Annotated in this window: 20 protein-coding genes, 1 tRNA gene and 3 pseudogenes; 12 read left to right on the forward strand and 12 right to left on the reverse strand. The window is 39.1% G+C overall.

Features of this window, described 5'->3' with window-relative positions; translation table 11 throughout:
* Positions 1 to 31 precede the first annotated feature (31 nt).
* The 3 genes from MJQ52_RS05090 to MJQ52_RS05100 all read left to right on the forward strand — a co-directional run bounded on the left by MJQ52_RS05090 (position 32) and on the right by MJQ52_RS05100 (position 3458).
* Positions 32 to 1144 carry a glycoside hydrolase family 53 protein gene (locus tag MJQ52_RS05090; RefSeq protein WP_069473341.1) on the forward strand — a complete coding sequence of 371 codons (1113 nt, stop codon included), beginning with the start codon at positions 32 to 34 and terminating at the stop codon, positions 1142 to 1144.
* Between the two features lie 285 nt (positions 1145 to 1429).
* Positions 1430 to 1903 (forward strand): MarR family transcriptional regulator, encoded by a 474-nt coding sequence (locus MJQ52_RS05095; protein WP_003154948.1) that lies wholly within the window; start codon positions 1430 to 1432, stop codon positions 1901 to 1903.
* A 142-nt stretch (positions 1904 to 2045) separates the two neighbouring features.
* The gene (locus MJQ52_RS05100; RefSeq protein ID WP_094247043.1) at positions 2046 to 3458 is read left to right on the forward strand and encodes an MDR family MFS transporter; all 1413 of its coding nucleotides are present in this window, start codon (positions 2046 to 2048) and stop codon (positions 3456 to 3458) included.
* 99 nt (positions 3459 to 3557) lie between these two features.
* Here MJQ52_RS05100 and MJQ52_RS05105 read toward each other — a convergent pair whose 3' ends face one another.
* The 3 genes from MJQ52_RS05105 to MJQ52_RS05115 all read right to left on the reverse strand — a co-directional run bounded on the left by MJQ52_RS05105 (position 3558) and on the right by MJQ52_RS05115 (position 5535).
* Positions 3558 to 3839, reverse strand: a complete 282-nt coding sequence (locus tag MJQ52_RS05105) for a putative quinol monooxygenase (protein WP_094247044.1) — start codon at positions 3837 to 3839, stop codon at positions 3558 to 3560.
* A 111-nt stretch (positions 3840 to 3950) separates the two neighbouring features.
* Entirely contained in the window at positions 3951 to 4871 is a 921-nt protein-coding gene (bla, locus tag MJQ52_RS05110; RefSeq protein WP_094247045.1) for a class A beta-lactamase, read from the reverse strand.
* Between the two features lie 301 nt (positions 4872 to 5172).
* A complete protein-coding gene (locus MJQ52_RS05115) occupies positions 5173 to 5535 on the reverse strand; it encodes a hypothetical protein (protein ID WP_094247046.1) in 363 nt (120 codons plus the stop codon).
* A 519-nt stretch (positions 5536 to 6054) separates the two neighbouring features.
* Here MJQ52_RS05115 and MJQ52_RS05120 point away from each other — a divergent pair.
* Together MJQ52_RS05120 and MJQ52_RS05125 are read left to right on the forward strand one after the other, a co-directional pair.
* The gene (locus tag MJQ52_RS05120) at positions 6055 to 7938 is read left to right on the forward strand and encodes a ribonuclease YeeF family protein (RefSeq protein ID WP_094247047.1); all 1884 of its coding nucleotides are present in this window, start codon (positions 6055 to 6057) and stop codon (positions 7936 to 7938) included.
* A gap of 16 nt (positions 7939 to 7954) precedes the next feature.
* Positions 7955 to 8245, forward strand: a complete 291-nt coding sequence (locus MJQ52_RS05125; protein ID WP_025851902.1) for a contact-dependent growth inhibition system immunity protein — start codon at positions 7955 to 7957, stop codon at positions 8243 to 8245.
* A gap of 565 nt (positions 8246 to 8810) precedes the next feature.
* Here the strand turns inward: MJQ52_RS05125 and MJQ52_RS05130 are convergent.
* Positions 8811 to 9452 (reverse strand): hypothetical protein, encoded by a 642-nt coding sequence (locus MJQ52_RS05130; RefSeq protein ID WP_096034930.1) that lies wholly within the window; start codon positions 9450 to 9452, stop codon positions 8811 to 8813.
* A complete protein-coding gene (locus MJQ52_RS05135; protein ID WP_096034929.1) occupies positions 9418 to 10443 on the reverse strand; it encodes a hypothetical protein in 1026 nt (341 codons plus the stop codon). Before MJQ52_RS05135 ends, MJQ52_RS05130 begins: the two co-directional genes overlap by 35 nt.
* A 675-nt stretch (positions 10444 to 11118) precedes the next feature.
* On the opposite strand from MJQ52_RS05135, the gene MJQ52_RS05140 reads away from it, so the two are divergent.
* Together MJQ52_RS05140 and MJQ52_RS05145 are read left to right on the forward strand one after the other, a co-directional pair.
* On the forward strand, positions 11119 to 12957 hold the full coding sequence (locus tag MJQ52_RS05140; protein WP_096034928.1) for a T7SS effector LXG polymorphic toxin: 1839 nt from the start codon (positions 11119 to 11121) through the stop codon (positions 12955 to 12957).
* 21 nt (positions 12958 to 12978) lie between these two features.
* On the forward strand, positions 12979 to 13314 hold the full coding sequence (locus MJQ52_RS05145) for a tRNA-Val4 (protein WP_096034927.1): 336 nt from the start codon (positions 12979 to 12981) through the stop codon (positions 13312 to 13314).
* Between the two features lie 1035 nt (positions 13315 to 14349).
* On the opposite strand, the gene MJQ52_RS05150 is transcribed toward MJQ52_RS05145, so the two are convergent.
* The 3 genes from MJQ52_RS05150 to MJQ52_RS05160 are packed head-to-tail and all read right to left on the reverse strand — an operon-like array spanning position 14350 to position 16224.
* Positions 14350 to 15078 (reverse strand): hypothetical protein, encoded by a 729-nt coding sequence (locus MJQ52_RS05150; RefSeq protein WP_145979851.1) that lies wholly within the window; start codon positions 15076 to 15078, stop codon positions 14350 to 14352.
* Between the two features lie 5 nt (positions 15079 to 15083).
* Positions 15084 to 15539: a protein-export chaperone SecB gene (locus MJQ52_RS05155; protein ID WP_096034925.1), complete on the reverse strand. Its 456-nt coding sequence runs from the start codon at positions 15537 to 15539 to the stop codon at positions 15084 to 15086.
* Positions 15508 to 16224 carry a hypothetical protein gene (locus MJQ52_RS05160; RefSeq protein WP_096034924.1) on the reverse strand — a complete coding sequence of 239 codons (717 nt, stop codon included), beginning with the start codon at positions 16222 to 16224 and terminating at the stop codon, positions 15508 to 15510. Before MJQ52_RS05160 ends, MJQ52_RS05155 begins: the two co-directional genes overlap by 32 nt.
* A 689-nt stretch (positions 16225 to 16913) precedes the next feature.
* On the opposite strand from MJQ52_RS05160, the gene MJQ52_RS05165 reads away from it, so the two are divergent.
* The 4 genes and pseudogenes from MJQ52_RS05165 (at position 16914) to MJQ52_RS05180 (ending at position 19789) form a co-directional block, all read left to right on the forward strand.
* Positions 16914 to 18692, forward strand: coding sequence for a T7SS effector LXG polymorphic toxin (locus MJQ52_RS05165; RefSeq protein WP_096034962.1), 1779 nt, complete (start codon positions 16914 to 16916; stop codon positions 18690 to 18692).
* A gap of 11 nt (positions 18693 to 18703) precedes the next feature.
* Positions 18704 to 19096, forward strand: a complete 393-nt coding sequence (locus MJQ52_RS05170; protein WP_021494070.1) for a CDI toxin immunity protein — start codon at positions 18704 to 18706, stop codon at positions 19094 to 19096.
* Between the two features lie 33 nt (positions 19097 to 19129).
* A pseudogene (locus MJQ52_RS05175) lies at positions 19130 to 19436 on the forward strand (hypothetical protein).
* A gap of 53 nt (positions 19437 to 19489) precedes the next feature.
* Complete coding sequence (locus MJQ52_RS05180) at positions 19490 to 19789, forward strand: contact-dependent growth inhibition system immunity protein (protein ID WP_159354022.1); 300 nt, start codon at positions 19490 to 19492, stop codon at positions 19787 to 19789.
* A gap of 64 nt (positions 19790 to 19853) precedes the next feature.
* On the opposite strand, the pseudogene MJQ52_RS05185 reads toward MJQ52_RS05180, so the two are convergent.
* A pseudogene (locus MJQ52_RS05185) lies at positions 19854 to 21001 on the reverse strand (IS3 family transposase); the annotation flags it as partial.
* A 195-nt stretch (positions 21002 to 21196) separates the two neighbouring features.
* On the opposite strand from MJQ52_RS05185, the gene MJQ52_RS05190 reads away from it, so the two are divergent.
* Positions 21197 to 22162, forward strand: coding sequence for a DUF6414 family protein (locus MJQ52_RS05190; RefSeq protein ID WP_096034923.1), 966 nt, complete (start codon positions 21197 to 21199; stop codon positions 22160 to 22162).
* Here MJQ52_RS05190 and MJQ52_RS05195 read toward each other — a convergent pair.
* The 3 genes and pseudogenes from MJQ52_RS05195 to MJQ52_RS05205 form a co-directional block, all read right to left on the reverse strand.
* Entirely contained in the window at positions 22146 to 22343 is a 198-nt protein-coding gene (locus tag MJQ52_RS05195) for a hypothetical protein (RefSeq protein ID WP_096034922.1), read from the reverse strand. The genes MJQ52_RS05190 and MJQ52_RS05195 overlap by 17 nt on opposite strands.
* Before the next feature lie 257 nt (positions 22344 to 22600).
* Positions 22601 to 23223 (reverse strand): annotated as a pseudogene (locus tag MJQ52_RS05200) (LysM peptidoglycan-binding domain-containing protein); the annotation flags it as partial.
* Positions 23224 to 23575: 352 nt separating this feature from the next.
* A tRNA-Val gene (locus MJQ52_RS05205) sits at positions 23576 to 23648 on the reverse strand.
* Positions 23649 to 23747: the final 99 nt, after the last annotated feature.

A 23747-nucleotide genomic window follows, 5' to 3' on the forward strand; every position in this document is an offset into this window, starting at 1 on the left:
TCAACAATCTTTTTTATCAGGAGGTATTGTGATGTTCAAAAACCGATTGAAACGTGTATTTGTAAACGCAATCTGTCTTTCTCTCATTTTCACTGCTTTTACATTCTTTGAGAAGTCTCCTAAAGCAAAAGCGGATGCCCCGTTTGCCTATGGCGCTGATATAGGATGGCTGAAACAAATGGAGGATGAAGGTGTACGCTGGCTGGATGACGGCGGGAAACAGAAAGATGCCTTGCAGATCCTTAAAGATCACGGAATAAATGCCGTGAGACTGAGAGTGTTTGTGAATCCGCCAAGCAGCTATTATTGGCTGAAAGACGGCACAACATGGACCATGCTCGGCTATAGTGACAAAGCGGGCGTACTTGCGGCGGCCAAAAGGGCAAAAGCGTTAGGAATGAAAGTAATGGTTGACTTCCATTACAGTGACGTGTTCGCTGATCCCGGCCACCAGATCAAGCCGAACCAATGGACCGGCTATTCAAACAGCCAGCTGCAGGCAGCCGTGTATAACCATACGTACGATGTCATGAAAGAACTTAAAAATCACGGCATCTCCCCTGATTGGGTGCAAGTAGGAAATGAAATGAATTCAGGAATTTTACTGCCCGACGGCAGCACGAGCGATTTCAGCAAATTGACCGGCTTACTGAACAAAGGCTATGACGCCGTGAAATCCGTCAGCCCGGCCACCAAGGTCATCAGCCATTTGGCACACGGCACGGACAACAGCCTATTCAGATGGTGGTTTGATCAATTCTTTAAAAACGGAGGAAAAACCGACATCATCGGTGTTTCGTTCTATCCCTATTGGGAAGGTAAGCCGTACTGGGAGCTCACCGGCCATTTATCATCTAATTTGAATGACATCGCCTCACGCTATAACAAGGAAGTCATGGTGGTTGAACTGGGCGGAGATGAAAATAATCCGAAAGATTCCTACTGGACCATAAAAGACACCATAAAACTGGTGAAAGCCGTTCCGAACGGCAAAGGAACCGGCGTATTTTACTGGGAACCCGAAGCTCACTCCAGCGTTCTGTCAGACGCGTATCCATTAGGCGCAACCGCCAAAGTGTCTAAAAACGTCTTGAAATACACAACCGCAATTGACGCTTTTCATGACGCCGCAACAGGAAAATGATTGATGCAATTCTAAAGCAGGCTCTTTTCGCAGCCTGCTTTTTTGTAAGGCTGCAGAGTTGGCCTGTTATGAAAAAGAGCAAGTAACGAATACGAAAAGAAACATACCCGAAAAACCACGTTTCGGTTAAAAAGCCGCTTTTTAAATAGAATACTTCTTCTGTTCCCCCTCCTTCTTATTTCTGCGCACTATCTCTCAGTTCCTAAATAATAACTTTACGATTGTTGAAAAAGAAACAAACATTTTATAATATTGTGTAAGCACCACCAAGCAGGAGGACGGGCCATGGACAAAAAAGAACAGCTCCTCACGGATTTCAGGGACTTTTTTAACAAGATGGTGTGGCTGAATAGACTGAAGATGGAAGAAAGCCTTAAGGGGCATAAACCTTCTGAAGTGCATTGCATCGAATTCATCGAAAAAATTGAAGACGCCAATGTGACAAAACTTGCGGAGTCCCTTTATATGACAAGAGGCGCTATAAGTAAATTAACGAAGAAGCTTATCAACAAAGGCCTTATCGAAAGCTATCAGAAGCCGCTTAACAAGAAAGAAATCTATTTCAGGCTTACCGAGCAAGGAAAAGTCATTTATAAAATTCACGAGGAATTGCACAAAGAGTTTCAAGAACGGGACAAAATCGTGTTTGAACAAGTAACCGATGAACAATTTGACACAATGCTGAGCTTCGTGGAAACATACAGCAGGCATTTGGATTCAGAAATAAAGAAACTTGGTGCAGACATGAAATCGGAATAAATATGAATAAAACCATAGGCAGCCCCGCTCCATGAAAACGGGCTGCCTTTTTATATCCCTCTTATTGTTGACAAAGAAACAAAATCACTCTATTATTTTGTTGACAAGGAAACAAATACAGCAATTTTGAGAGGGGAATAATATGTCAACACATAAAAGAAAGGAACTTCGGCTGCCAAAAGAAGTTCTCACAGCCGCCTGGGCTATTGCACTGGGAGCAATTGCTCCAATGCTTGACTCTACGATGGTAAACATCGCCATCGCCAAACTGACCAAAGACTTCAACACAACATTGGATACCATTCAGTGGTCCGTTACAGGCTATATGTTAGCACTTGCGATTGCAGTACCCGTATCCGGCTGGCTTATGAATAAATATAACGGTAAGAAAATCTTCATCGGCTCAGTCATCGCCTTTGGTGTCATTTCTGTTTTTGCGGGAATGAGCCGTGACGTTTCCAGCTTCATCTTCTTCCGTTTGCTTCAAGGATTCAGCGCCGGCATTATCACTCCGCTTATGTCAACACTCTTGGTTAAAACGGCAGGTCCGGAAAACCTGGGAAAAGTGATGGCAATTGTCAGCACCCCTATGATCTTCGGCCCGATCTTAGGACCTGTCATCGGAGGCTTCATCGTCCAAGGCGCTTCATGGCATTGGATTTTTTACATCAACGTGTTCATCACTTTGATTGCCGCACCGCTTATGATGAAAACCATTCCAGACTTTGAACCATTCAACAAAGATCGTAAACTCGATATTTTCGGGATTATCAATTTGTCATTAATGAGCGCGGCATTGATGTACGGTATTACGAAAGCGGCGGATCATGCATCATTTAACAATAGCGACACCATTTTATGGGCGGGCATCGGTCTTGTTTCAGCAGTCATTTATCTTGTATATAATCTGATCAAGAAAAACCAAACCGTGCTGCCTATGAATTTGTTTGCAAACAAGAGCTTCTTAGCTTCTTCAATTGGGTTGTTCTTAGCGAATATTGCCATCATGGGGCCGATGTTAATACTTCCGCTGTTTTTTCAAAACATTCGTCAGTTCACGGCAGTCGGAGCAGCACTCGCTTTAATCCCTCAAGGAGTCGGAATGCTCGTGACTCGTCCGCTGATCGGAAAAATGATTGATAAGATCGGTGCGAAATACGTGGTTACGGTCAGTCTTGTTCTTTCGCTGATCGGATCTATCCCCCTTATTTTTATCACCGATAACACAAGTATGATTTGGATTTCCGTCGTATTATTTATCCGCGGCACCAGTTTTGGAGGAATTATGCTCCCATTAATGAGTGACGCTTATACAGGTCTTGACAGCAAACGGCTTCCGGAAGCAGGTGTCGGTATTCATATGATTGAAAACCTCGGTTCCAGCTTTGGGTCAGCTGTGATCGCAACCGTTACCGCAACTGTCATACAAGGATTGCAGCCAACGATTCCGAACAGTTTAAAAGGCTACCATGCCGGATTCTTAGTATCCGTCATCATCCTTGCGGCCATCTTCATTCCAAGTCTGTTCCTTACCCATAAAAAGACTGCGATATAAAGAACTTTTCAAAGTAAAAAACCCTTGCGCAGCAAGGGTTTTAATGAATGAAACTGATGATTGTTGCCGGCAGAGTCGGCCAACAACAGACAAAGCCTTTTACTTATTCACATTGCTTTTCATTAACCATTCTACTTCCGTTAATTCTTGTTTTTGAACGTCTTTTGTGTGTTTTTTCGTAAAATGGACTTTAACAGCTTCTTCGTTTTCCCAAATCTCCCAAAGCATAATTTTGCGTTCTGATGGTTCAAGCGGATGAGCATGGAACTGAATACAGCCTTCTTCTTTGTTCGTTTCTTCCTCAAGTTTTTTGAATTCCTTCATTATTTCATTAAGGTCTTTATCGCTGATGATTTTTAAGCATGCCGTTATGTAATGCATCGAAACTCCCCCTCTTCCCATCATTTTATGGCTTTACATTATAACATCGAAACCGGCATACCGCATTCTCAACATATAAAAAAATCGTTCATAAAAAATGAACGGCAATGTTTATTTAAGATCATGAAGAGCGACTTTTGCAGCCTCAGCGATAAGAGCATTATGATAATCGGCATCTTCCGTAAATCGGTTTGACAGGATTGCCAAAACAATCGGAGCTCTGTCAGGCGGCCAAACGATGGCAATGTCGTTTCGCGTCCCGTAACTTCCGGCTCCGGATTTATCGCCGACTTCCCATCCTGCAGGAGCGCCTGCCCGAATCAGTTCATCGCCGGTAGCGTTGCCCCGCATCCAATCCGTTAAGATCGTGCGCTTGTCAGTCGTGAGAGTGTTACCCAAAGTGAACGCTTTAAGATCGGTTGCCAGTGCCTTTGCTGTGCTTGTGTCACGACGATCCCCGGGAATCGCAGAGTTTAGATCCGTCTCGAATCGATCCGCTTTCGTTACATGATCCCCAATCTGTTTCAGTGATTTTTCGAAACCTTTAGGGCCGCCAAGCTGCTGCAGTAATAGGTTCCCGGCGGTATTATCGCTGTAACGGACAGCGGCTTCTGAGATTTCTTTCAGGCTCATGCCTGTATCCAGGTGTTTTTCTGTGATTGGAGAATATGTAACTAAATCGTCTTTGCTGTAGCGGATGATGGCATTAAGTTTTTCATTTGAGCTTTTCTTCAGAACAGCAGCCGCGGCCAGAACTTTATAAGTTGATGCGTAAGCAAACCGCTCATTCGGCCGATAGGCGATTGTCTTGTTTGACCCCGTATCAATCGCATAAACCCCAAGCCTGGCATCAAATTTTTTCTCAAGCTGAACAAATTTTTGATCCGTTATACAGCTTGTCATTTTTGTGTTTTCTATAGACTTCGCTTCAGCATGCGCTGAGCCGAATAAAGGATTGAAACCGGTAAAGCTTAAACATAAAAGTCCAATGCATAGTCCAACTTGTATTCTCGTTTTATTTTTCACATCCAGACCTCCTCATTATAATGTTTTTGTATACATCTTCTAATTAACATTACAAACAGGATGAAAGTCAATATATTTCCTGTGAGATGTTTTCCGTGACAGTTAGGAAAGCAGCTGAAATTTTAATTTCCGGCAGATATTTCGAGAAGAACCCATGTGATACAGCGTTTGATTTCTTGCCGGAGCCGCCCCGCCGCTCCACCCGAATTCATTTTGCCAGCTGGACCATGCGGCGGGCAGACGGCGCAACGGCCGCCGCTCTCCGTAAGTACTGCTGATAGAATGATTGACTTGAATAGTTTTTTAATTAATGCTTCCCCTGTTTTTTGTATTCTGCGATTTCCTTAGGGGTAGCCTTCCGGACTCCGTCTGCGTCTGTCCTGTTTGCCACTTGAACGCCTTCCATGTTTTTTATCTCGCTGACGACTCCCAAATGCTCTAAATACACATGATCACCAATCTTGAAACGATTCAGTTTGGCCCGCTCCTCTGTCATGCTCCTGTATTCAGTCGCGGCTTTCATTTTTAATTCAGCCAGACACATTTGACAAAGGGTTACTGTTACAGAATTGCCGTTAAAATCAGTAAACGAAACCGCTCTGACAGATTCCTTTCCCGGGTGCATCGTGCATGTTTTCTTCATAGGCGATGGCCGTGTAAATTCAATCATTCCGCTTCCTCCTCAAAAAAAGTCTTTTCGTCCCTCTGACATAACTCGGATGAATGGGAAGTTCCATACACCCGCATTCGAACTGTCACAACACATGGAGATTGCCTTTCCTTCGCCGTCTGACGGATTTTCATACATCCTTCATTGCTGTAAGCCTATATTCCTTTATATTCCCAATGCCCGCCGCACTTCCCTGTTAAGATGAAGTTTTTAAAGCTGTTGACCAGTTGCCCAGGTTGGTTCCATGCGGAAAGCCGTTTGGGCCGCCGTATCCCAATTCATTCGGGTGAATTTCAGCCCTCTAATATGTGTGTATGCTTTTCAAAGGAGGTGCGTCACATGATGTTCTAACAACCGATTCAACCCAAAGCTAACTCTACTCCAATTCCCGATCTTAAAATAAGTAAATTTACCCAGGACAAATTAATCATTTTGCACTTTCAAAATACTTATTTGGCTTTTCCTTCATTCTTCCATGGTAATATCTTGTTGAAGTATTTCGCATGAAAGGATATGGTCATGAAAGTTTTCGAAGCAACCACCCTCCTGGCCGCCGCCAAACAGCGCGCGGGTGAATACAAAAAACTGCGCGGCCAGATGGTTAATCTGAAAAAAGCGTTTCAAGGCATGGCTGATCTTGGTGACAATGATTTCTCAGGCCGGGGCGCAAATAACATCAAAGCTTTTTTCAAGGACCACGCCGGCGTCACAGACAGCTGGCTTGATCTGATCGATATGAAAATCGCATTTCTCACAAGCCTTCCCGGCAAGGTCGAAGACGCCGGACTTTCCAATTCGCATGTGGAGGAATCATTTCTGGAGCACGAGCTCACCCACGCCCTCAGTAAATCAAAGGCGATTATGGAAGAGCAGAAAAAGGACATGCGCTCCATCCTCGGAGAGATCGAAGACATCATCTCGCTAGATCTGTTTTCAACCGAAAACACGGATCAGAAGCTCTCTTCAGCTGACAAAAAAAGAAGCGAAACGATACATAAGCTCGGCAAGCTTGATCACGATCTAACGAAAGAATACGCAGAAACCAAAGCAAACGAACAGTTCATCCAAGCCGACTTTCAGCAGCTCCAAAACGCCACAGGCAAAGGAAAAAGCGCCACGCCGCTTCACTACAACGCCAAGGCGTACCGTGAAAGCGACATCCATAAGAAAAAAGGCGAGATTGCAAGACATTCGGATGCTTATTTGACGATTAAAAAGGAAGAGGCGAAAGAGCGTGAAATCAAGGATCTGAAGAAAAAGCTGGCTGATGGTGTAACCGATCCGGATGAGTATTTGGAAATCGCGAAGAAGATCGGCTATGAAAACCTTGAACCCGCTCAGGTGCAATATGTGATGCAGCTCGAACAAGCAAAACAGCTCGAAGAAGTCGGAGAAACAGCTTGGGATATCGTCAAAGGAATAGGCGTCGGCCTTTATGATGTGGGAAAAGACACCATAACAGGCGTCAAAGATCTCGCTGTCGGCGCATGGGATTTTTACCATCTCTCTGATGAACAAAAAGTCGCTAAAACCATATCTGCTGTATTGAACACGCCCTCCTACGCAAAAATCATATGGACAAACCTGGCGGATTCATGGAATGATAAAATGGTTAACGGGGATGCGTATTCAAGATCCCATTACATCACTTACGCCATCGGGAGCATCGTCGGACTAAAAGGTTCCGGCTCAGCTGTAAAAGTATCAAGCAAGCTCGCGAAAACAGGTGCCGCCAAAGTGGATAACGTCTTGGAAGCCGGTGAAAAAGCGGCTGCAAAACATGTGAAAACCGGGATTGAAAAAGGAAAAGACTATATTAATTCCGTTTCGAAAAACAAGTACGAACCCGCGCTTGCCGGAATAGCACAGGATATTGAAAATACTCACAATGTGAAGAATACGCCTTTATTGAAAAGTATTATTGAAGATCAGAAAGAAAGTGTTCTCAGTAAATCTGTGACTTCTGACAATAACGGCATACATAGTGTTAAACAAGGAGACAGCAGTCCTCTCGCACCGGGCGGTGGCTTAGCTGCTCACGAAGCAAAAGGCGGACACCTTATAGAAAGACATGTTGGGAAAACAGATAAAGAATTAATAGAAAGACTGAAAACTGATCCTAACCCACATATTACAGCTTCATCTACTTTTAAAGATAGGGCTACCGCTGAAAGAATTGCTAATTCAGTTTTAAACGATCCAAAAAATATAAAGAAAATCGAAAATTGGATTGATGATCCTAAAAAACCTAAATTAATGTTAAGATACAAGGGCGATGGAGAAATAATCGGCAGAAGTGTATCAAGAAATTCAGATCTAGTAGAAAACGTTACAAACGCAAAAATTATACTCAAAAAAGATAATAACGGTAACTTTATCCTTACAGGATATCCAACCAAATAGAAAGAGAGGAAGTATCATGGATGAAAGGTATGATTTCTTAGATGAATTAGAAAATTTTTTAGGTGCAACATTTCATCAAGATATCCAATCCCCTGAGCATGCCTTAGAGGAATTTATTGAGGAAATTAGTAAAGAAGGTCTGCTATTTACAGTAAAGTATTGCGAAGAGTTTCTAAATAGCGATTTAACTATAGAAGAAAAGGAAGACATTATAAAGTGTAATGCAGAAATATATTTCCCGACAATTGGCTTACCACCTATAGAATGGTTGAAAAGTGTAATAGAACAACTAAAAGAAGCTATTTAAAAGAACACTGAAGGCCCCCATTTTATGAGAGGGCCTTTTTATATTGATACCGAAGTTTGTGGCCGGATAGAAATGCAATACCGACAGTGCGGTTTGGATCTACTTGACGGCATCACCAGCTGAACTTTTCAACAATTTTGACCCTAAAAAGAGATACGGACAATAAATTTCGAGCCAAAAAATCAAGTTCGCCAACAGTTTGCCAACAACTTGCGAATTTGATAAACCGGCTATATTAAGAGAAAGTAAAAAACCCTTGCTACGCAAGGGTTTTGGCTATGATTCCGACTGGGCTCGAACCAGCGACCTCTACCCTGTCAAGGTAGTGATTATCTTCTGATACGAACAGACGTTTTATTTTAAAACCTTATTTTATGAGGTTTGCTGGCCAGTCTTTCTGATAATAAATCTTCTGTTTTGGCTAAAAATGAACAAGTTGGTCCCCAATTCGTCCCCATCTGTCCCCAAATCTAATTAAAAAAAGAGCCGTGTCGTTCGTACTCCAATTGGACTGAAACCGAAATGAACTATTTTAACGAAAGGTTATCGATCAGCGGAAAATTGATCAGTTGTCTTCGTTATAATCAGCTATAAAAAGAACATACCTATACAACAAACTAGCATTTCTTATAGAAGTTACTAAAGCGAAAAGTATTGCAGCTAACCAAAAGAACCCAAATAATAGTACCGACACCTTAACAAACATCATCTCAAGAAACTCCGGAAATTCTTCTAAACTATATAAGTATTTAAATAACAAGATAATTAAGATTCCAATAAACAAAATAAAGAGTCCATAAATCATTGAAAATGAAAAGAAAACTAAAATTTGTTTTAAAATAGAGTCTTTTGAATCTAATACATTATTTTTTAATGTTTTACTCTTTAGAAATTTTAAAATCTTGTTGTTACTTGAAGCAATAACTGATAAAGAAGTTGTATTAAATCCTGTCAATATTGCAACAATCGTCAGAGAAACCGTAGTTATTTCATTAATTGAATTTAAAAGGTTTTTATTAGTGTCAATAAAACACGCAATTAATGAAAACATAACTAATGAAGTCAGAGAAATAGATATAAAATAAAATCTCCATTCGCTTTTTGTTGTGTATCTCTTATAATCTTTAATTATTTCCCACAAATCTCTGTTTAATTTATCACTTTTATCTTTTTTAACCCGCCTGATCCTCCTCTGTGTCATTGTCATTTATAAGCACTCCCTTATATTGTTCTATATCTTTCTTATAATCTATCGGATTATCTCTCTTACATTTTTTAACCATCTCGTTAAATAAATCTTGAAGAGAAGGCGATCCATTTTCATGATGCTCCACACTGATGTCATACCCTTTTTGAATATTTTCCAATTCAATAGTTCTTTGTCTTCCGGAACGCAGTTGACCACTAACACCAATACCATCATAATTTTGAGATTCGTATAACTTTTGAAAAAAACTCTTTACATGTTTTACAGAACCCTTTTTAACTTTATTCTCAAAGGAGACTTTAACACGGGTTATGTCTTCTACTCCTTCTTCTTTAGCGACTTTGTAGTGATAAAACAAGTCAGCCGCTTCATTATTTTTTTTACCTGTTTCTGCCTCAAAATCTTTATAATAATAAGCATCCTTTATAGTGGAAAACTCTTCTAATTCTTCAAAAAATGTTTTACTCGGCAATGAATTTATTCTAATAAAGCTGTACTTCATGATTTTTATAGGAGTGAATTGAGCATTAAATTTAGCGATATAGTCATATATTAATTCTTTATGAAACTTTAAAAACCTCCTAATCATTGAAGCCCTTGCTACTCCCTCTGAATCTTTCTCAATAAGAAATAATCCAGTTTTTTTATGAACAAGGAAATAAACTTCATTTAGTACGCCATGATCTTTTTCTTTTATGCCAGCTTCTTCTTGATTTGGTACATCGATTATTGTTTGCTCCTTACCATATTTCGCTGTAGAAAAAACCCCTTCCAAAAAGTCTGCATCTTCTGACTGATTCAATGATAGAAGGTTAATCATTTTATTTTCTTTCTTAACCTTAAGGGCCCTTTCTTTTAGGGGTACTTCAAGAATTAAATTAAGATATGTCTCAAAAAGTTCATTATCGAACCTATCTTCATCCCAACTTTCTCCTGTAAATTTAGGTGTACATAATTCATAGCCCAAAACTGTTACTGGTCTTTTAGTCATTTTGGTCCTCCTTTTCAGGACAACCCGTAGAACATAATTATTTTACTTCTCCCTGCAATATGATAAACTACAGATGAATTATTTTTTGACGTACGGGTCTGCCTGTATGTCTTTTTTTCTGTAGGATGATATTATCATATATTGAAAGATTTGAAAATGTTTACATCTTTTTAAAAAACCTCCTCATTACTAAGTGGCAAACATAGGACTTCCTTTCAAAAGAGAACAGCCTTTTATTATTTCAATGCTGATTTAAGTTTCGTTGCTGTTTTCGGCCCGTAAATGCCAGCAGACAGGCCATACATCTTAAAAACAAAAACCCTCCTCGTCACGAGAAGGGATTCATTCATCATACGGCCGATACTTCTTCCGGCCGGCTTCTAATTCTTTTTTAAGAGCTTGTACATGTCCGAGCAAAAACAATGCGACTGTCCCAACCTTTTTAATCGGCTTGAGCATTCCAAAAGTAACAAGGGGGCCTCAAACGCTGCCGGGTGATTCCAAGCAAGCTACCAGCTGATAACCCTCATTACTTAAATGTTTAATTACTCAGGGAAAAGCAAAAAGACTCAGGCCAAACTATTCATTTTTCCCTTTTGAATCGCACAGCGATCTTTTTCTTCATTCTTCCATGGTAATATCTTGTTAAAGTATTTCGTATGAAAGGATATGGTCATGAGAGTTTTCGAAGCAACCACCCTCCTCGCCGCCGCCAAACAGCGTGCGAGTGAATACAAAGAACTGCGCGGCCAGATGGTCAATCTAAAAAAAGCGTTTCAAGGTATGGCTGACCTCGGTGACAGCGACTTTTCAGGCCGGGGCGCCGACAACATCAAAGCCTTTTTCCAGGACCACGCCGGCGTCACAGACAGCTGGCTTGATCTGATCGATATGAAAATCGCATTTCTCACAAGCCTTCCCGGCAAGGTCGAAGATGCCGGACTTTCCAGTTCGCATGTGGAGGAATCATTTCTGGAGCATGAACTCACCCACGCCCTCAGCAAATCAAAGGCGATTATGGAAGGGCAAAAAAAGGACATGGGGTCCATCCTCAGGGAGATCGAAGACATCATCTCGCTTGATCTATTTTCAACGGAAAGCACAGATCAGAAGCTGTCTTCAGCTGACAAAAAAAGAAGCGAAACGATACATAAGCTCGGCAAGCTTGATCACGATCTAACGAAAGAATACGCAGAAACCGAAGCGAACGAACAGTTCATCCAAGCCGACTTTGAGCAGCTCCAAAACGCCACGGGCAAAGGAAAAAGCGCCACGCCGCTTCACTACAACGCCAAGGCATACCGTGAAAGCGACATCCATAAGAAAAAAGGCGAGATTGCAAGACATTCGGATGCTTATTTGACGATTAAAAAGGAAGAGGCGAAAGAGCGTGAAATCAAGGATCTGAAGAAAAAGCTGGCCGATGGTGTAACCGATCCGGATGAGTATTTGGAAATCGCGAAGAAGATCGGCTATGAAAACCTTGAACCCGCTCAGGTGGAATATGTGATGCAGCTCGAACAAGCAAAACAGCTAGAAGAAGTCGGAGAAACGGCTTGGGATATCGTCAAAGGAATAGGCGTCGGCCTTTATGATGTGGGAAAAGACACCATAACAGGCGTCAAAGATCTCGCTGTCGGCGCATGGGATTTTTACCATCTCTCTGATGAACAAAAAGTCGCTAAAACCATATCGACTGTGCTGAACACGCCCTCCTACGCAAAAATCATATGGACAAACTTGGTGGATTCATGGAATGATAAAATGGTTAACGGGGATGCGTATTCTAGATCACATTACATCACTTACGCCATCGGGAGCATCGTCGGACTAAAAGGTTCCGGCTCAGCTGTAAAAGTATCAAGCAAGCTCGCCAAAACAGGTGCCGCCAAAGTGGATAACGTCTTGGAAGCCGGTGAAAAAGCGGCTGCAAAACATGTAAAAACCGGGATTGAAAAAGGAAAAAATTATATCAATTCCGTTTCGAAAAATAAGTACCAACCCGCGCTTGCCGGAATAGCACAGGATATTGAAAATACTCACAATGTGAAGAATACGCCTTTGTTGAAAAGTATTATTGAAGAGCAAAAAGAGAGTGAGCTCAGTAAATCTGTGACTTCAAATTTTAGTACAGGAAAAAGCAAGTATACCGCCGGTACAATGAAACATATTTATCATGGAGAAGTTAATAAACGCGGTAAAGCAGTTGGCTACCACCATGAAAGCATGATGGGTGGGAAGATTATACCAGGTACAGAAAAGAAACCTGACAAAAATGGAGTGTATATGGCGAAAGTTGAAGTCGGGTCTGTAAAAAAGATAGCGGATTCAAGTTTCTTTCCAAGGGAATGGAACCGCGCTGATGTATTAAAAGCAATTGACGAAGCTTATCATACTAGAAAACAAGTACGTTCAAATAAGTATAGGGGAATCACTTCAACAGGAATTAAAATTGAAATGTATTTAAATAGTGACGGAACAATAGCAACAGCATATCCGTTATATAAAAAATAATCTAAAAGGTGAACGTGATACATGAAATATTCATACAGGTTTGATAAAGATCCATTTGGTGATATAAAAATAGTTTTACCAGAAGAAATCAGTCTTTTCTCTGACTTCATTGAAAATATTACAACAATAGAACAAACTGATGAGTATATAGAATACATTCAAAATGTTTTAAAGGGGATACATGAGGATTTTGAAATTGATTTAAACGGGATAAGTGTATTGATAAAAAAAGATGTTACCGATGTTGAAAACCCTTTTTTGATCGATGACCCTTATAAAAACTCAATAGAAACAGACCAATTTAAAGAGCTATTATTAATATGGAGAAATAAAATTCCTGAGATATTCAAAGATTAAGTACATTCATTATTCTACGAGCCGGTATTCAAATTTCCCAGAAGACCAAAATATGAAAGCCTTTCTCATAAGAGATGGGCTTATATAGTGCGTGAAATCTGAGTAACATGTCAGACAGCACTTGCCGAAAAGGTCGGAAAGTATAGTTCTGTTCTGAGTGATCCAAAAAACATTAGTAAAATAAAAAAAGGGCTCTCTAATCCTGATAGTAGACCTCCTAATGCCTTAAACAAGTTACAGAACAAATAAAACAACACATTGAATCCCTCAAGATAAAAGAAAGCCCTTCTCTTATGAGAAGGGCTTTATCTATGTTTTCAATAGGATAGACTGTCTTCAGTCCGTAGAGCACATCGAGATTACTCGTAGTCTTCCGTAAAGTACGTTCCTTTTTGAGGCGTTTTCCTGTTCTATTTGCGGACATACTACCGCCTCCATTTCGGTTAAGTTACCGAAATAAAAACCGCTACCTTGTCGTTGGTAGAACCGCTACCCTGCGCCTTAATACGACTAAGTCAACGCAATAAAAAACGGCTAGAAACGTTGATATAACGCCTCTAACCGCCGTGGATGATTCCGACTGGGCTCGAACCAGCGACCTCTACCCTGTCAAGGTAGTGATTATCTTCTGATACGAACGGACGTTTTATTTTGAAACCTTATTTTATAAGGTTTGCTGACCAATCTTTCTGATAATAAATCTTCTGTTTTGGCTAAAAATGAACAAGTTGGTCCCCAATTCGTCCCCAACTGTCCCCAAATCAGATTTTTTGACAACAGAATCTACGTTCGTATATCATCCTTACAGGAGTTGAATTGCAATGACCGATTTTGAACGGAAAGTGTATCGGATTATTTTTAATATGACCCGCTTTGGGAAAAATCCCTCCATTGAACAATTGAAAAGGAAAACCAGGAAAGAGCGAAGAGGATATTCGCGCAGCTGTGAGATGTTTATTGATAAAAGGTGAATTGAAGTGGGATAAATTGTAGAAAAAGTGGGTAATATAAAAAAGCCCATAATAATGGACTTAATTACGCTAGCATATTACTAATATCTTCTCTTCCTAAAGGTTTAAATAAAGGGCCTAATCCATGCTCTTCTAATTTTAGTTTAACGTTAAATTGTGATTCTGCACATAAAAAGAAAATTTCATGACTAATATCATGAGATTTTAATTGACTTTTTAGAAATTCCATGTATCTTACTTCTTTACAACCTATACGTTTCGGACTAACCTTACACTCAAAAAATTGACCATGGTATCCATTCCATTGACCATAATCAACGGTTGACCTAGTAGTACAAGTATCTTCTCTATGTTCTGTGCAGTTATAAATTACTCCTTTTTCACTTTTTTGTAAGAAGACTCTAGCACCCCACCCTCGGGACATTTCAGATCGAGAATCTATTCCATTGAATCCACCTTTAGCACCAATTAATATAGCTTCTAATAAAGCCCCTCGTAATTTATCAATTTCATCTTTTGTTTTACATTGAATGAATGAATCTACAATTATATCTGATAGCTTAACTCTATCTTTATAATCTCTCATAAAACTATTCTTCCACATATTTAAATCTTCTTGTAAATTGTCAACTTTCCAAAACTTTGATCTTTTAAAAATCAGCAAAAAATCTTTAACATATATTTTATCTCTTTGAACACTAAAATGATCTGCCACCTTTTCTACTGCATCCATCATAAATGGAGACATATCATGATCTGTTCTTTTGAAAGAAACCGTTTTTACTTTTATCATCAAAGTCAATCCTCATCAAGATTAGTAGACTCTTCATTTTTTATATAAGATGCAACAACATCTATTGTAGGAACAGTAAAATTAGGCAAACTCATTCTAATCAGAGTATTAGAAACATTCTCTCTTATGTACGGAAGCAACAATGGCACCACTTGTTTGTCACAGTAGTCTTTAAAATTGAGCATTTCATCATTATCTAGTAAAGTACATTCACCACTATATACCATCTCTATTAAGAAAGGACCTTTTTCTTTAAAACCTACTATTGCTTTTAAACTAATTTTTGCTTTTGTTTCGTTCTCTAGGTCTACTTTACGGAAAAATTCCAAATCCAACTCACTATTTTCATCAAATTCTTCAATACCTCGGTTAATACAATTTAGAGATTCGAGTTGTACGTTTTGTAATTGAATACTGTTATAAGCTATCTCATACTGTTTGTAAATTGTGGTTGTATTCATAAATACCTATTTCCCTCCAAAAAAAAGGTTCTGCTTTTTGATATGCAGAACCCAAATATTCTTTACCATAATTTTGTTGGCACACTCTCTTAATATAATCTTGTTTCATTTGAGAGCTTTCTTGTTGAATTTCTTTATTAAAAGATATTTCAATATTTGTCGCCTTAACATTATCAATATGCATGTAAGAATGTTCTTTATTTGTAATTGCCACTGAAACAAGCTCTTGAATTAACTTCTTAACTTTTACATTTATCTCTTCTATTGTTTCATAACCAGACGATATTTCGTCGTATGAACTAAAATACTCGCTTATACTATCCGGTATAGAAATTAAGCAATCCCGTAAATCATCAGGATAGTCATTATCCAACTCAGGCTCTAAGACATAAAGTTGATATTTTATAGAAGAAATAAGTTGAGGGTCATTAGTAATTTCTCTATTCAATATTTCAAAAGCTTTGATACCCTCATCAAACAACCATTCAATAAACATTATTTGATGTTTTTCCCAACTTTTAGCCATAATCTTACTTTGAAATTGTTTGATGCTTTCCGAATGTTCGATTCCAAAGTAATTATGAAGTGCTTGTCGATACTGATTCAAAAGTTCATCTAAACAATGATTTATCTCATTTTCAAGATAAAACTGTTCATCTAAACCAAACCAACTCCTAACACCCATAATCATCCCTCCAAGCAAAAACATAAATTATACCACAAAACACAATCGAAAACAGGTGGAAAATTTATGCTTATCTTGCCTTAATATACTACAGCCACTTACAGTTTACAAGTGAAATGTTTGTTCTATTTTGTGTATACCCTGACGAAAACCGTTTAAATCATGCATTGAGCACACAAAATTTTTTTAAATAATTATTAAAACACGCTTTAATTATTATTTAAAACCATTTTAGTCAGAATTTTCTCATGTTATTCCAAATAAGTTTCAGTTTGTCCAAAAACGAACTTGCGTTCGTTAATAAGTGGCAAACGCATGACAAACAAAACCCTCCTCATCACGAGAAGGGCTTCACTCATCATACGGCCGGCCGGTATTTTTTCCGACTAGCTTCTAATTCTTTTTTGAGTGTTTGTACATGTTGAAGCAAAAACAATGCAACTGTTCCAACCTTTTTAACCGGTTAGAGCTTTCCTGAAGTCAAAAGAGTGATCAACCTCGCTGGGTGATTCCAAGCTGCTACCTGCCTATCACTTTTAAGCTCTTCTCAATTGCTTAATAACACAAAGATAAGAACAAAGACTCAGGTCATATTAATCATTTTCCTCTTTCGAAATACTCATTTGTCTTTTTCTTCATTCTTCCATGGTAATATCTTGTTAAAGAATTTCAAAAGAAAGGATATGGTCATGAAAGTTTTTGAAGCAAACAGCTTGTTGACCGCTGCTAAACAGCGTGCGAGTGAATACAAAGAACTGCGCGGCCAGATGGTCAATCTAAAAAAAGCGTTTCAAGGTATGGCTGACCTCGGTGACAGCGACTTTTCAGGCCGGGGCGCCGACAACATCAAAGCCTTTTTCCAGGACCACGCCGGCGTCACAGACAGCTGGCTTGATCTGATCGACATGAAAATCGCATTTCTCACAAGCCTTCCCGGCAAGGTGGAAGACGCAGGTCTTTCCGGATCTCATGTGGAGGAATCATTTCTAGAGCACGAGCTCACCCATGCCCTCAGTAAATCAAAGGCGATTATGGAAGAGCAGAAAAAAGACATGCGCTCCATCCTCGGAGAGATCGAAGACATCATCTCGCTTGATCTGTTTTCAACCGAAAACACGGATCAGAAGCTCTCTTCAGCTGACAAAAAAAGAAGCGAAACCATACATAAACTCGGCAAGCTTGATCACGATCTAACGAAAGAATACGCAGAAACCGAAGCGAACGAACAGTTTATCCAAGCCGACTTTCAGCAACTTCAAAATGCCACGGGCAAAGGAAAAAGCGCCACGCCGCTTCACTACAACGCCAAAGCGTACCGTGAAAGCGACATCCATAAGAAAAAAGGCGATATCGCAAGACATTCGGATGCTTATTTGACGATTAAAAAGGAAGAAGCGAAAGAGCGTGAAATCAAGGATCTGAAGAAAAAGCTGACTGATGGCGTAACCGACCCGGATGAATACTTAGAAATCGCCAAAAAGGTTGGCTATGAGAATCTCACCCCTGAACAGCTTGAATTTGTTTCATTTCTGGAACAGCGTAAAGCTTTCATGGATAACGGAAAAGAAGCATTGCAAATCATAGGTGATGGCGCCAAAGGTCTGCTTGTTGGTTTATACGATCTTGCCAAGGATACCAGTGAAGGAGCACTTCAACTCGGACGGAATATCGGTTGGACAATTGACAACTTAAACAAAGATCCTCAAAAAGTTCTGGATACTGTTCTGGAATATGACTATCTAGGTGTCCTTCAAAGTATGGTTGACACATTGAAGGATGATTGGGATAAAAAGATGATTCACGGGGATGCATATACACGGATGCACTATGTTACTTACCTGGGCGGAAGTCTTCTGTTATTGAAAGGCGGAAAGTCCTCTGTCTCAACAGGTTCGAAAGATCTTGCTAAAGCTGGTGGCACAATTAAGAAAGGCGGAAAGTCTGTAAAACAGTTTTACAAATCTCCTGTCAATCGGTATACTCCTGCATTAGAAGGAATCCTTCAAGATGCTGAGAATACTATTAATGTGAAGAATACACCACTCCTAAAAAGAATAGCCGATTCCACTAAAGATAGTGTACTCTTTAAATCAATCAATGGTAAGTCATCAAAAAACAAGACAGTTAAAAAAGGCCTTTCCAAAAAATCAAGAGAAGTTGCGCTTCCAAAGGTAGACACATATGAACAAGCTAGAAATGAGGCGCTAAATCTAATTGGTGATTTAGGAATAGATTCAAAACCTTTTATAGGTACTTTATCTAAAAGCGCAGGCTTTGGTAAAGTTACTGGCCGAATGTCTGGAGATAATAAAGTCCTTTGGAGATTAGATTATGATCCCGAAAAGGGACCTCATATAAATGTTGAGGATTATAGAAATGGAAAAGGAGATAAGGCAAAGAAATATTATATACCTTTTAACGGAAACGAAGATACTTATAAATCCCTTTTAAAACATTTAAATAAATAGGAAGTGTTAATATGACCTTATACGAAGAATGTCTAGAAGCTCTTGGAGATAACAAAGAAGTCCTCACTATTTCTGAGACACGTAAATATCATGAGCAACTTGGCGAAAGTTTCCCCTTCACATCATGGGGAAGAATTAAATGGGATGAAGTAACTTATCACAGATCTATTGATTACGCTGAAGATATTGATGAATGGTTAGTTGAGAATAAAATAGATAATAAAACTGTTATTCTCCTTTGGGCTTACGGTGATTATCCAGCTGTAAAAACCAGCTTAGACAACGCCTTAAACGTAATTGATGATGTAACTGCTGTAGGTTCAGATACCTTCATGTTCAGCGAATCTGGTTATGTTATTGAATTTTTCCATGATGGAGATGTAACAATAGGAAAAGCAATATGAAAATATTAGCCCTTCTTAGTTAAGAGAATCAATATGAATTTAGAGAAAAAAATGAAAGATATATTAATTAAAAGAAAAAAACTTAATCTTAATGATGACTATGGCATTCAAAAAAGTTGGGATGAAATAATTGAAGTGCTCTCAGAAAACGAAGAAAATACAATCAGCTATCTAGAAAATTGTAATAAAGCAGATTTATATTGGGTCAGTGAGGTATTTGAAGATTTAGCTGAAAGTTTGCAAAGTAAAGACCTTATTGATTGTTAGAAAATTAGATGAAAAATACCCTGGCCTAAAAATGACAAATGATATTGATATAGCAGAAAGTTATATAGAATAATATACTTACCATCTCTTATATTTGAAGATAACGATTCTTGGTGGTGGTAAGCAATGATTGAAATTAAAGTTTCTGATCCTGTATTTAGATTTCTCGGTGGACATTTCCACCAAGATATAGAGTCTCCGGCAAATGCACTTGATGAATATTTAAATGAAGCATCACAAAAACTAAAAGAAAGAGATTTAATAGCACTAACTGAGTTTGTAAATAGTGATTATTCAGAAGAAGACAAGAATGAATTTATAGAGGAAGCAGCGGATGGCATATACTTTCCTGAAGATGATATAACTCCATTAGAATGGCTTAAGCAAGTCACTGAACAAATTAAAAAACACCTTAAAACAACATAGTTAGAAAAAGAGCCCTCTTATAGGGACTGACCCCCGTTTTTGAGACAGGGATCAAAACACCTTTAAGCGCCAGCTGTCGGTATGTGACCGGCGGCTGGTTGTTTAGTTTCGTTTGAATACGAATGTTGTTATAATAGTGTATATAGGTTTCGACAGTTTGTTCTACGATGGTCGTCGAAGTGCTTTCCAACCTGTCGAGGTAGAACGTTTCAGACTTTAGTGAGGAATGAAACGATTCGATGGAGGCATTATCAGCGGGCGTCCCTTTGCGGGACATGCTCATGGTAATGCCTTTTGTTTTAACAGCTTTCTGATACTCATAAGATGTATAAACAGAACCTTGGTCACTATGTAACACACAGTTCTCTGGCAGTGCGGGCAGCTGATCAAGGGTGTGTAAGACAAAGTCTGTGTCCTGTCTATCGCCAATCGTAAAAGCAATCACTTCTCCATTGTATAAATCCAATATACTGGAAAGATACAATTGTTTCTGCCCATAAGGCAAATATGTGATATCCGTTACTAGCTTTTCCAGAGGGCGATCAGACTGAAAGTTCCGATCCAATATATTCTCGGCCACGGCATATGGCTGCCCATTCTTCTTGCGCTTTTTCACCTTAACCCGGCATTGCCACTGATTCTTCTGCATAATGCGCTGAACCGTTTTATGATTCATACGCATTCCCTTTTTTAATATGGCTGTGATTTTCCGATAGCCATATCGATACTTGTGTTCTCGGCACAACGTGCCGATTTGTTTTTCTAAATGGTATTTAGGGTTATCTTTCATCAGATTCTTCTTCCAACGATAATAAGATGCTCGTGAGATACCTAAATGAATACAGATATCCTTTATGGTCATTGTGCTGCGCAATGCTTCTACAAGCTCGACTGGCGTTTCGCTATCAGCTTCCTTTCCAATTCGTTGTACTTTTTTAACACTTCATTCTGTTGTCTCAGATAACGATTTTCTGCCTGCAGTTTCTCTAATTCGGAAGAATACTCTGGACCTTTTCCATAAGAATATTGCTTTCCGACAGGTTGTTCGAATCGATGTGTGTCCCCAGCTTTATACCACCTGACCCATGTCTGCACCTGCGTCTTATTCTTTATATTCAATTCCTGCATGATCTCCTTCACAGGCACTCCCGCCAATCTCATTTCTACAGCCTTCTGTTTCACTTCAACCGGATAACTCACTCTTGTCCCCATAGAAAAAACACCTCCAAGTCTAATTTCGGATAACAATCATCCGTATTCAAACTTGAAGGTGTTTTTATTTGTCTCATCTTATGGGGTCAGTCCCCCAGAGACAGGCTTTTTTATGTACAAAATCTAATAACTGAATATTCTCCCCCTTCCATAAAAACCCTATGGTATAATTATCCTTGAAAAAGGAGGATTATAATGAAAGAAATACTTTATTTAGATACTGAACTAATGAACTCAATTTTAGCCCAACTTGATCAAGGAATAGTAACCGATTATTCTTACCATGATGATACTCAAAAAACTCTTTCGTCAGGAACGAGAGATTCATCTGGCAATAATGGAAGTTTAGGGTTTAGTTTTAGTGGTGGAACTGGGTGGCTTCCTGGTGTGAATATAGGTCTGAATGGTAAGATGGGCGGCAAATCTGATGCAATGTTTTTAGACTCTGAATCTTTGTTGGAAGGACATAAAGACATTCTTAATAAATCTTTTCACGATTATTCTTTAGTCCTGCTTTTGGAAAAACTTAAATCTGAAAAATTACTTGTGAGTAACCAAGAGGATCTAAATGAAGGTGATCTCTATTTTGGTGAGGGACCTTTTAAATTTTTTGATTTTGAATTATTAAGTAATGCATTAAATCCGGATGCATTAGAAACTTTTATGCTGTATGAGGAAAATCAATCAATAGAGAATATTGAAGAAGCAGAAAAAATCATTAAAAAATCCAAAGGTACAAAACAAGACCCAGATATAATACAAGAAGCACGAAAACTTGTTGAAAAGAGAAAAGAACTAAGCTCTATAATAACAATGTACAAAACTCTTGACATTCTTAGCTCGTACGCATCTAAAATCCTAGGCGGTCATTCAATAATTAAATCACAAACAAACATTGGTCTTGTAAAAAAAGAATATCTTCGCGAATCTCCAGAAGCGTTATCATTCAGAGGTAATAACGGTAAAAATGTAAAATTCTTAGCAAGAATAATAAACAAAAAGGATGTAGTTTATGCTGGTAATTTAAGCGGACTTCCACCAATATCTCCAGATAAAATAAATGAGGTTCCGAATTTAATGCTTGAAATTCTATTAAGTAGCTTTAATATAATTGAATCAGGCGATTTTGTAGTTACTCCAATTGCTATTTATTTCGAATAACCTTAAATAGATCATCTCTTTTTCTCTTAGCTAAATCAAATTCCTTTGACTTGGCATTTAGTGAAGAGCGAATATCGTGGGAAAATTTCTTAATTTCCTTTTTATTTTCTTTATGCTCAGAATTCAACATGCTTAATTCATTAGAGATATGTTTATATAAAGAAGATATTTTTTTATACAAAATAAACACCTCCACTTATTATGAATATCATATCATATCACTCCTCATTTTATTCATACAAAAGTGAAATGTGAAAAGCTCCTCAAAAAGGGAGCTTTTTCTTATTCTAATTTTAACAATGCTTCTTCCAGTTTACTTTACAGTTGCGTCCGTTTGCGGGTTCGCATGAATTTTGTATTTAAGGCCGCCAATTTTTTAGGACGAAGAAAATTGATCTCATTTCCTTTTACCGGCACTTTGTTATTCAGATAGGCGCGTCACGAATTGGAATAATCAGGAGTGCGAACGTATTTCTTGCCGCTGGATGATCCCGTAAGCTTCAGCACTTGACCCACTTTAATTTTATTCGGGTCCATGATGTTATTCCATTTCTGGAAGTTCGCCATGCTTACCCCTATTTTTTGTGCAATTACAGAAAGAGCATCACCTTTCTTGACGGTGTACGTCGCCCCGCTGGCCTTTGTTTTTGTTTTCGCAGGAGAAGATGCTTTTTCACCGCTTAATCGTTCTAATTCTTGCAGCACTGGCCGCCTTCCCTGATCAGCGTCCCTTAAACAAAATCCGGTGCGGGCATTATTTGCTGTTCCAGTCCTGATCCTTTCGACGCCCCAGCCGCGCTCTTTAAGTAACTGAACCACAAACTTAATTGCCATCACCTCTGCTGCCTGATATCGCCCTCCGCCTGACTTGCTGTAGCAGATTTCAGCGCCGATAGACTTACGGTTCCATTTGTACCGTCGCCAGAATGCCAAGCATTCCGGTCCAACGGAATCCCCTGAATCATTTCTTTATTATCGACGGCAAAATGATAGCTTTTGATACAGTGTTACCGGTCATATAACTGATTTCATTGGCGGCCGCATGCGTCATTTCCTGTATTTTGAATGTTTTTCGGACTTTCGTTGCATTTATCATACAAACTAAATATTCTGTTTTTCGAATACAAAAAAGCAGCCGGATTAACCAGCTGCTGATCATTGTCACTTTAACTGTTCATTAATAAAGAATTTCTGTGCCAATTTCTTTGTAATGAACAAGACTTCTTTCGCAATACAGAAGAACGATTTTCGGCAAAGACCGCCACCTTAAAGGCAATGTCCATCTCCCTTGCAGTATACAGCGAATGTACTTCAAAATCAGCTCAAAAAAGTTTCGTCCCAAAATGGATTAGTGGTGAGAAAACCAATAAATATAAAAAATAAAAAACCCTTGCTACGCAAGGGTTTCGGCTATGATTCCGACTGGGCTCGAACCAGCGACCTCTACCCTGTCAAGGTAGCGCTCTCCCAGCTGAGCTACGGAATCATGATATGTATGTGTTGCTGGGTATGTTGTTGTCTCTCTGACATTTATAATTATATATCCTGCTTAGCTGTTCGTCAACACTTTTTTTATCAAAAATAA

This window comes from Bacillus sp. jun7 (assembly GCF_051034795.1).
GTDB lineage: Bacteria > Bacillota > Bacilli > Bacillales > Bacillaceae > Bacillus > Bacillus velezensis.

What these genes read in the sequence shown, in the direction of transcription:
- MJQ52_RS05090 (WP_069473341.1), top strand. Translation starts at nt 32, where the DNA reads ATGTTCAAAAACCGATTGAAACGTGTATTTGTAAACGCAATCTGTCTT.
- MJQ52_RS05095 (WP_003154948.1), top strand. Translation starts at nt 1,430, where the DNA reads ATGGACAAAAAAGAACAGCTCCTCACGGATTTCAGGGACTTTTTTAAC.
- MJQ52_RS05100 (WP_094247043.1), top strand. Translation starts at nt 2,046, where the DNA reads ATGTCAACACATAAAAGAAAGGAACTTCGGCTGCCAAAAGAAGTTCTC.
- MJQ52_RS05105 (WP_094247044.1), bottom strand. Translation starts at nt 3,839, where the DNA reads ATGCATTACATAACGGCATGCTTAAAAATCATCAGCGATAAAGACCTT.
- MJQ52_RS05115 (WP_094247046.1), bottom strand. Translation starts at nt 5,535, where the DNA reads ATGATTGAATTTACACGGCCATCGCCTATGAAGAAAACATGCACGATG.
- MJQ52_RS05120 (WP_094247047.1), top strand. Translation starts at nt 6,055, where the DNA reads ATGAAAGTTTTCGAAGCAACCACCCTCCTGGCCGCCGCCAAACAGCGC.
- MJQ52_RS05125 (WP_025851902.1), top strand. Translation starts at nt 7,955, where the DNA reads ATGGATGAAAGGTATGATTTCTTAGATGAATTAGAAAATTTTTTAGGT.
- MJQ52_RS05130 (WP_096034930.1), bottom strand. Translation starts at nt 9,452, where the DNA reads ATGACAATGACACAGAGGAGGATCAGGCGGGTTAAAAAAGATAAAAGT.
- MJQ52_RS05135 (WP_096034929.1), bottom strand. Translation starts at nt 10,443, where the DNA reads ATGACTAAAAGACCAGTAACAGTTTTGGGCTATGAATTATGTACACCT.
- MJQ52_RS05140 (WP_096034928.1), top strand. Translation starts at nt 11,119, where the DNA reads ATGAGAGTTTTCGAAGCAACCACCCTCCTCGCCGCCGCCAAACAGCGT.
- MJQ52_RS05145 (WP_096034927.1), top strand. Translation starts at nt 12,979, where the DNA reads ATGAAATATTCATACAGGTTTGATAAAGATCCATTTGGTGATATAAAA.
- MJQ52_RS05150 (WP_145979851.1), bottom strand. Translation starts at nt 15,078, where the DNA reads ATGATAAAAGTAAAAACGGTTTCTTTCAAAAGAACAGATCATGATATG.
- MJQ52_RS05155 (WP_096034925.1), bottom strand. Translation starts at nt 15,539, where the DNA reads ATGAATACAACCACAATTTACAAACAGTATGAGATAGCTTATAACAGT.
- MJQ52_RS05160 (WP_096034924.1), bottom strand. Translation starts at nt 16,224, where the DNA reads ATGGGTGTTAGGAGTTGGTTTGGTTTAGATGAACAGTTTTATCTTGAA.
- MJQ52_RS05165 (WP_096034962.1), top strand. Translation starts at nt 16,914, where the DNA reads ATGAAAGTTTTTGAAGCAAACAGCTTGTTGACCGCTGCTAAACAGCGT.
- MJQ52_RS05170 (WP_021494070.1), top strand. Translation starts at nt 18,704, where the DNA reads ATGACCTTATACGAAGAATGTCTAGAAGCTCTTGGAGATAACAAAGAA.
- MJQ52_RS05180 (WP_159354022.1), top strand. Translation starts at nt 19,490, where the DNA reads ATGATTGAAATTAAAGTTTCTGATCCTGTATTTAGATTTCTCGGTGGA.
- MJQ52_RS05190 (WP_096034923.1), top strand. Translation starts at nt 21,197, where the DNA reads ATGAAAGAAATACTTTATTTAGATACTGAACTAATGAACTCAATTTTA.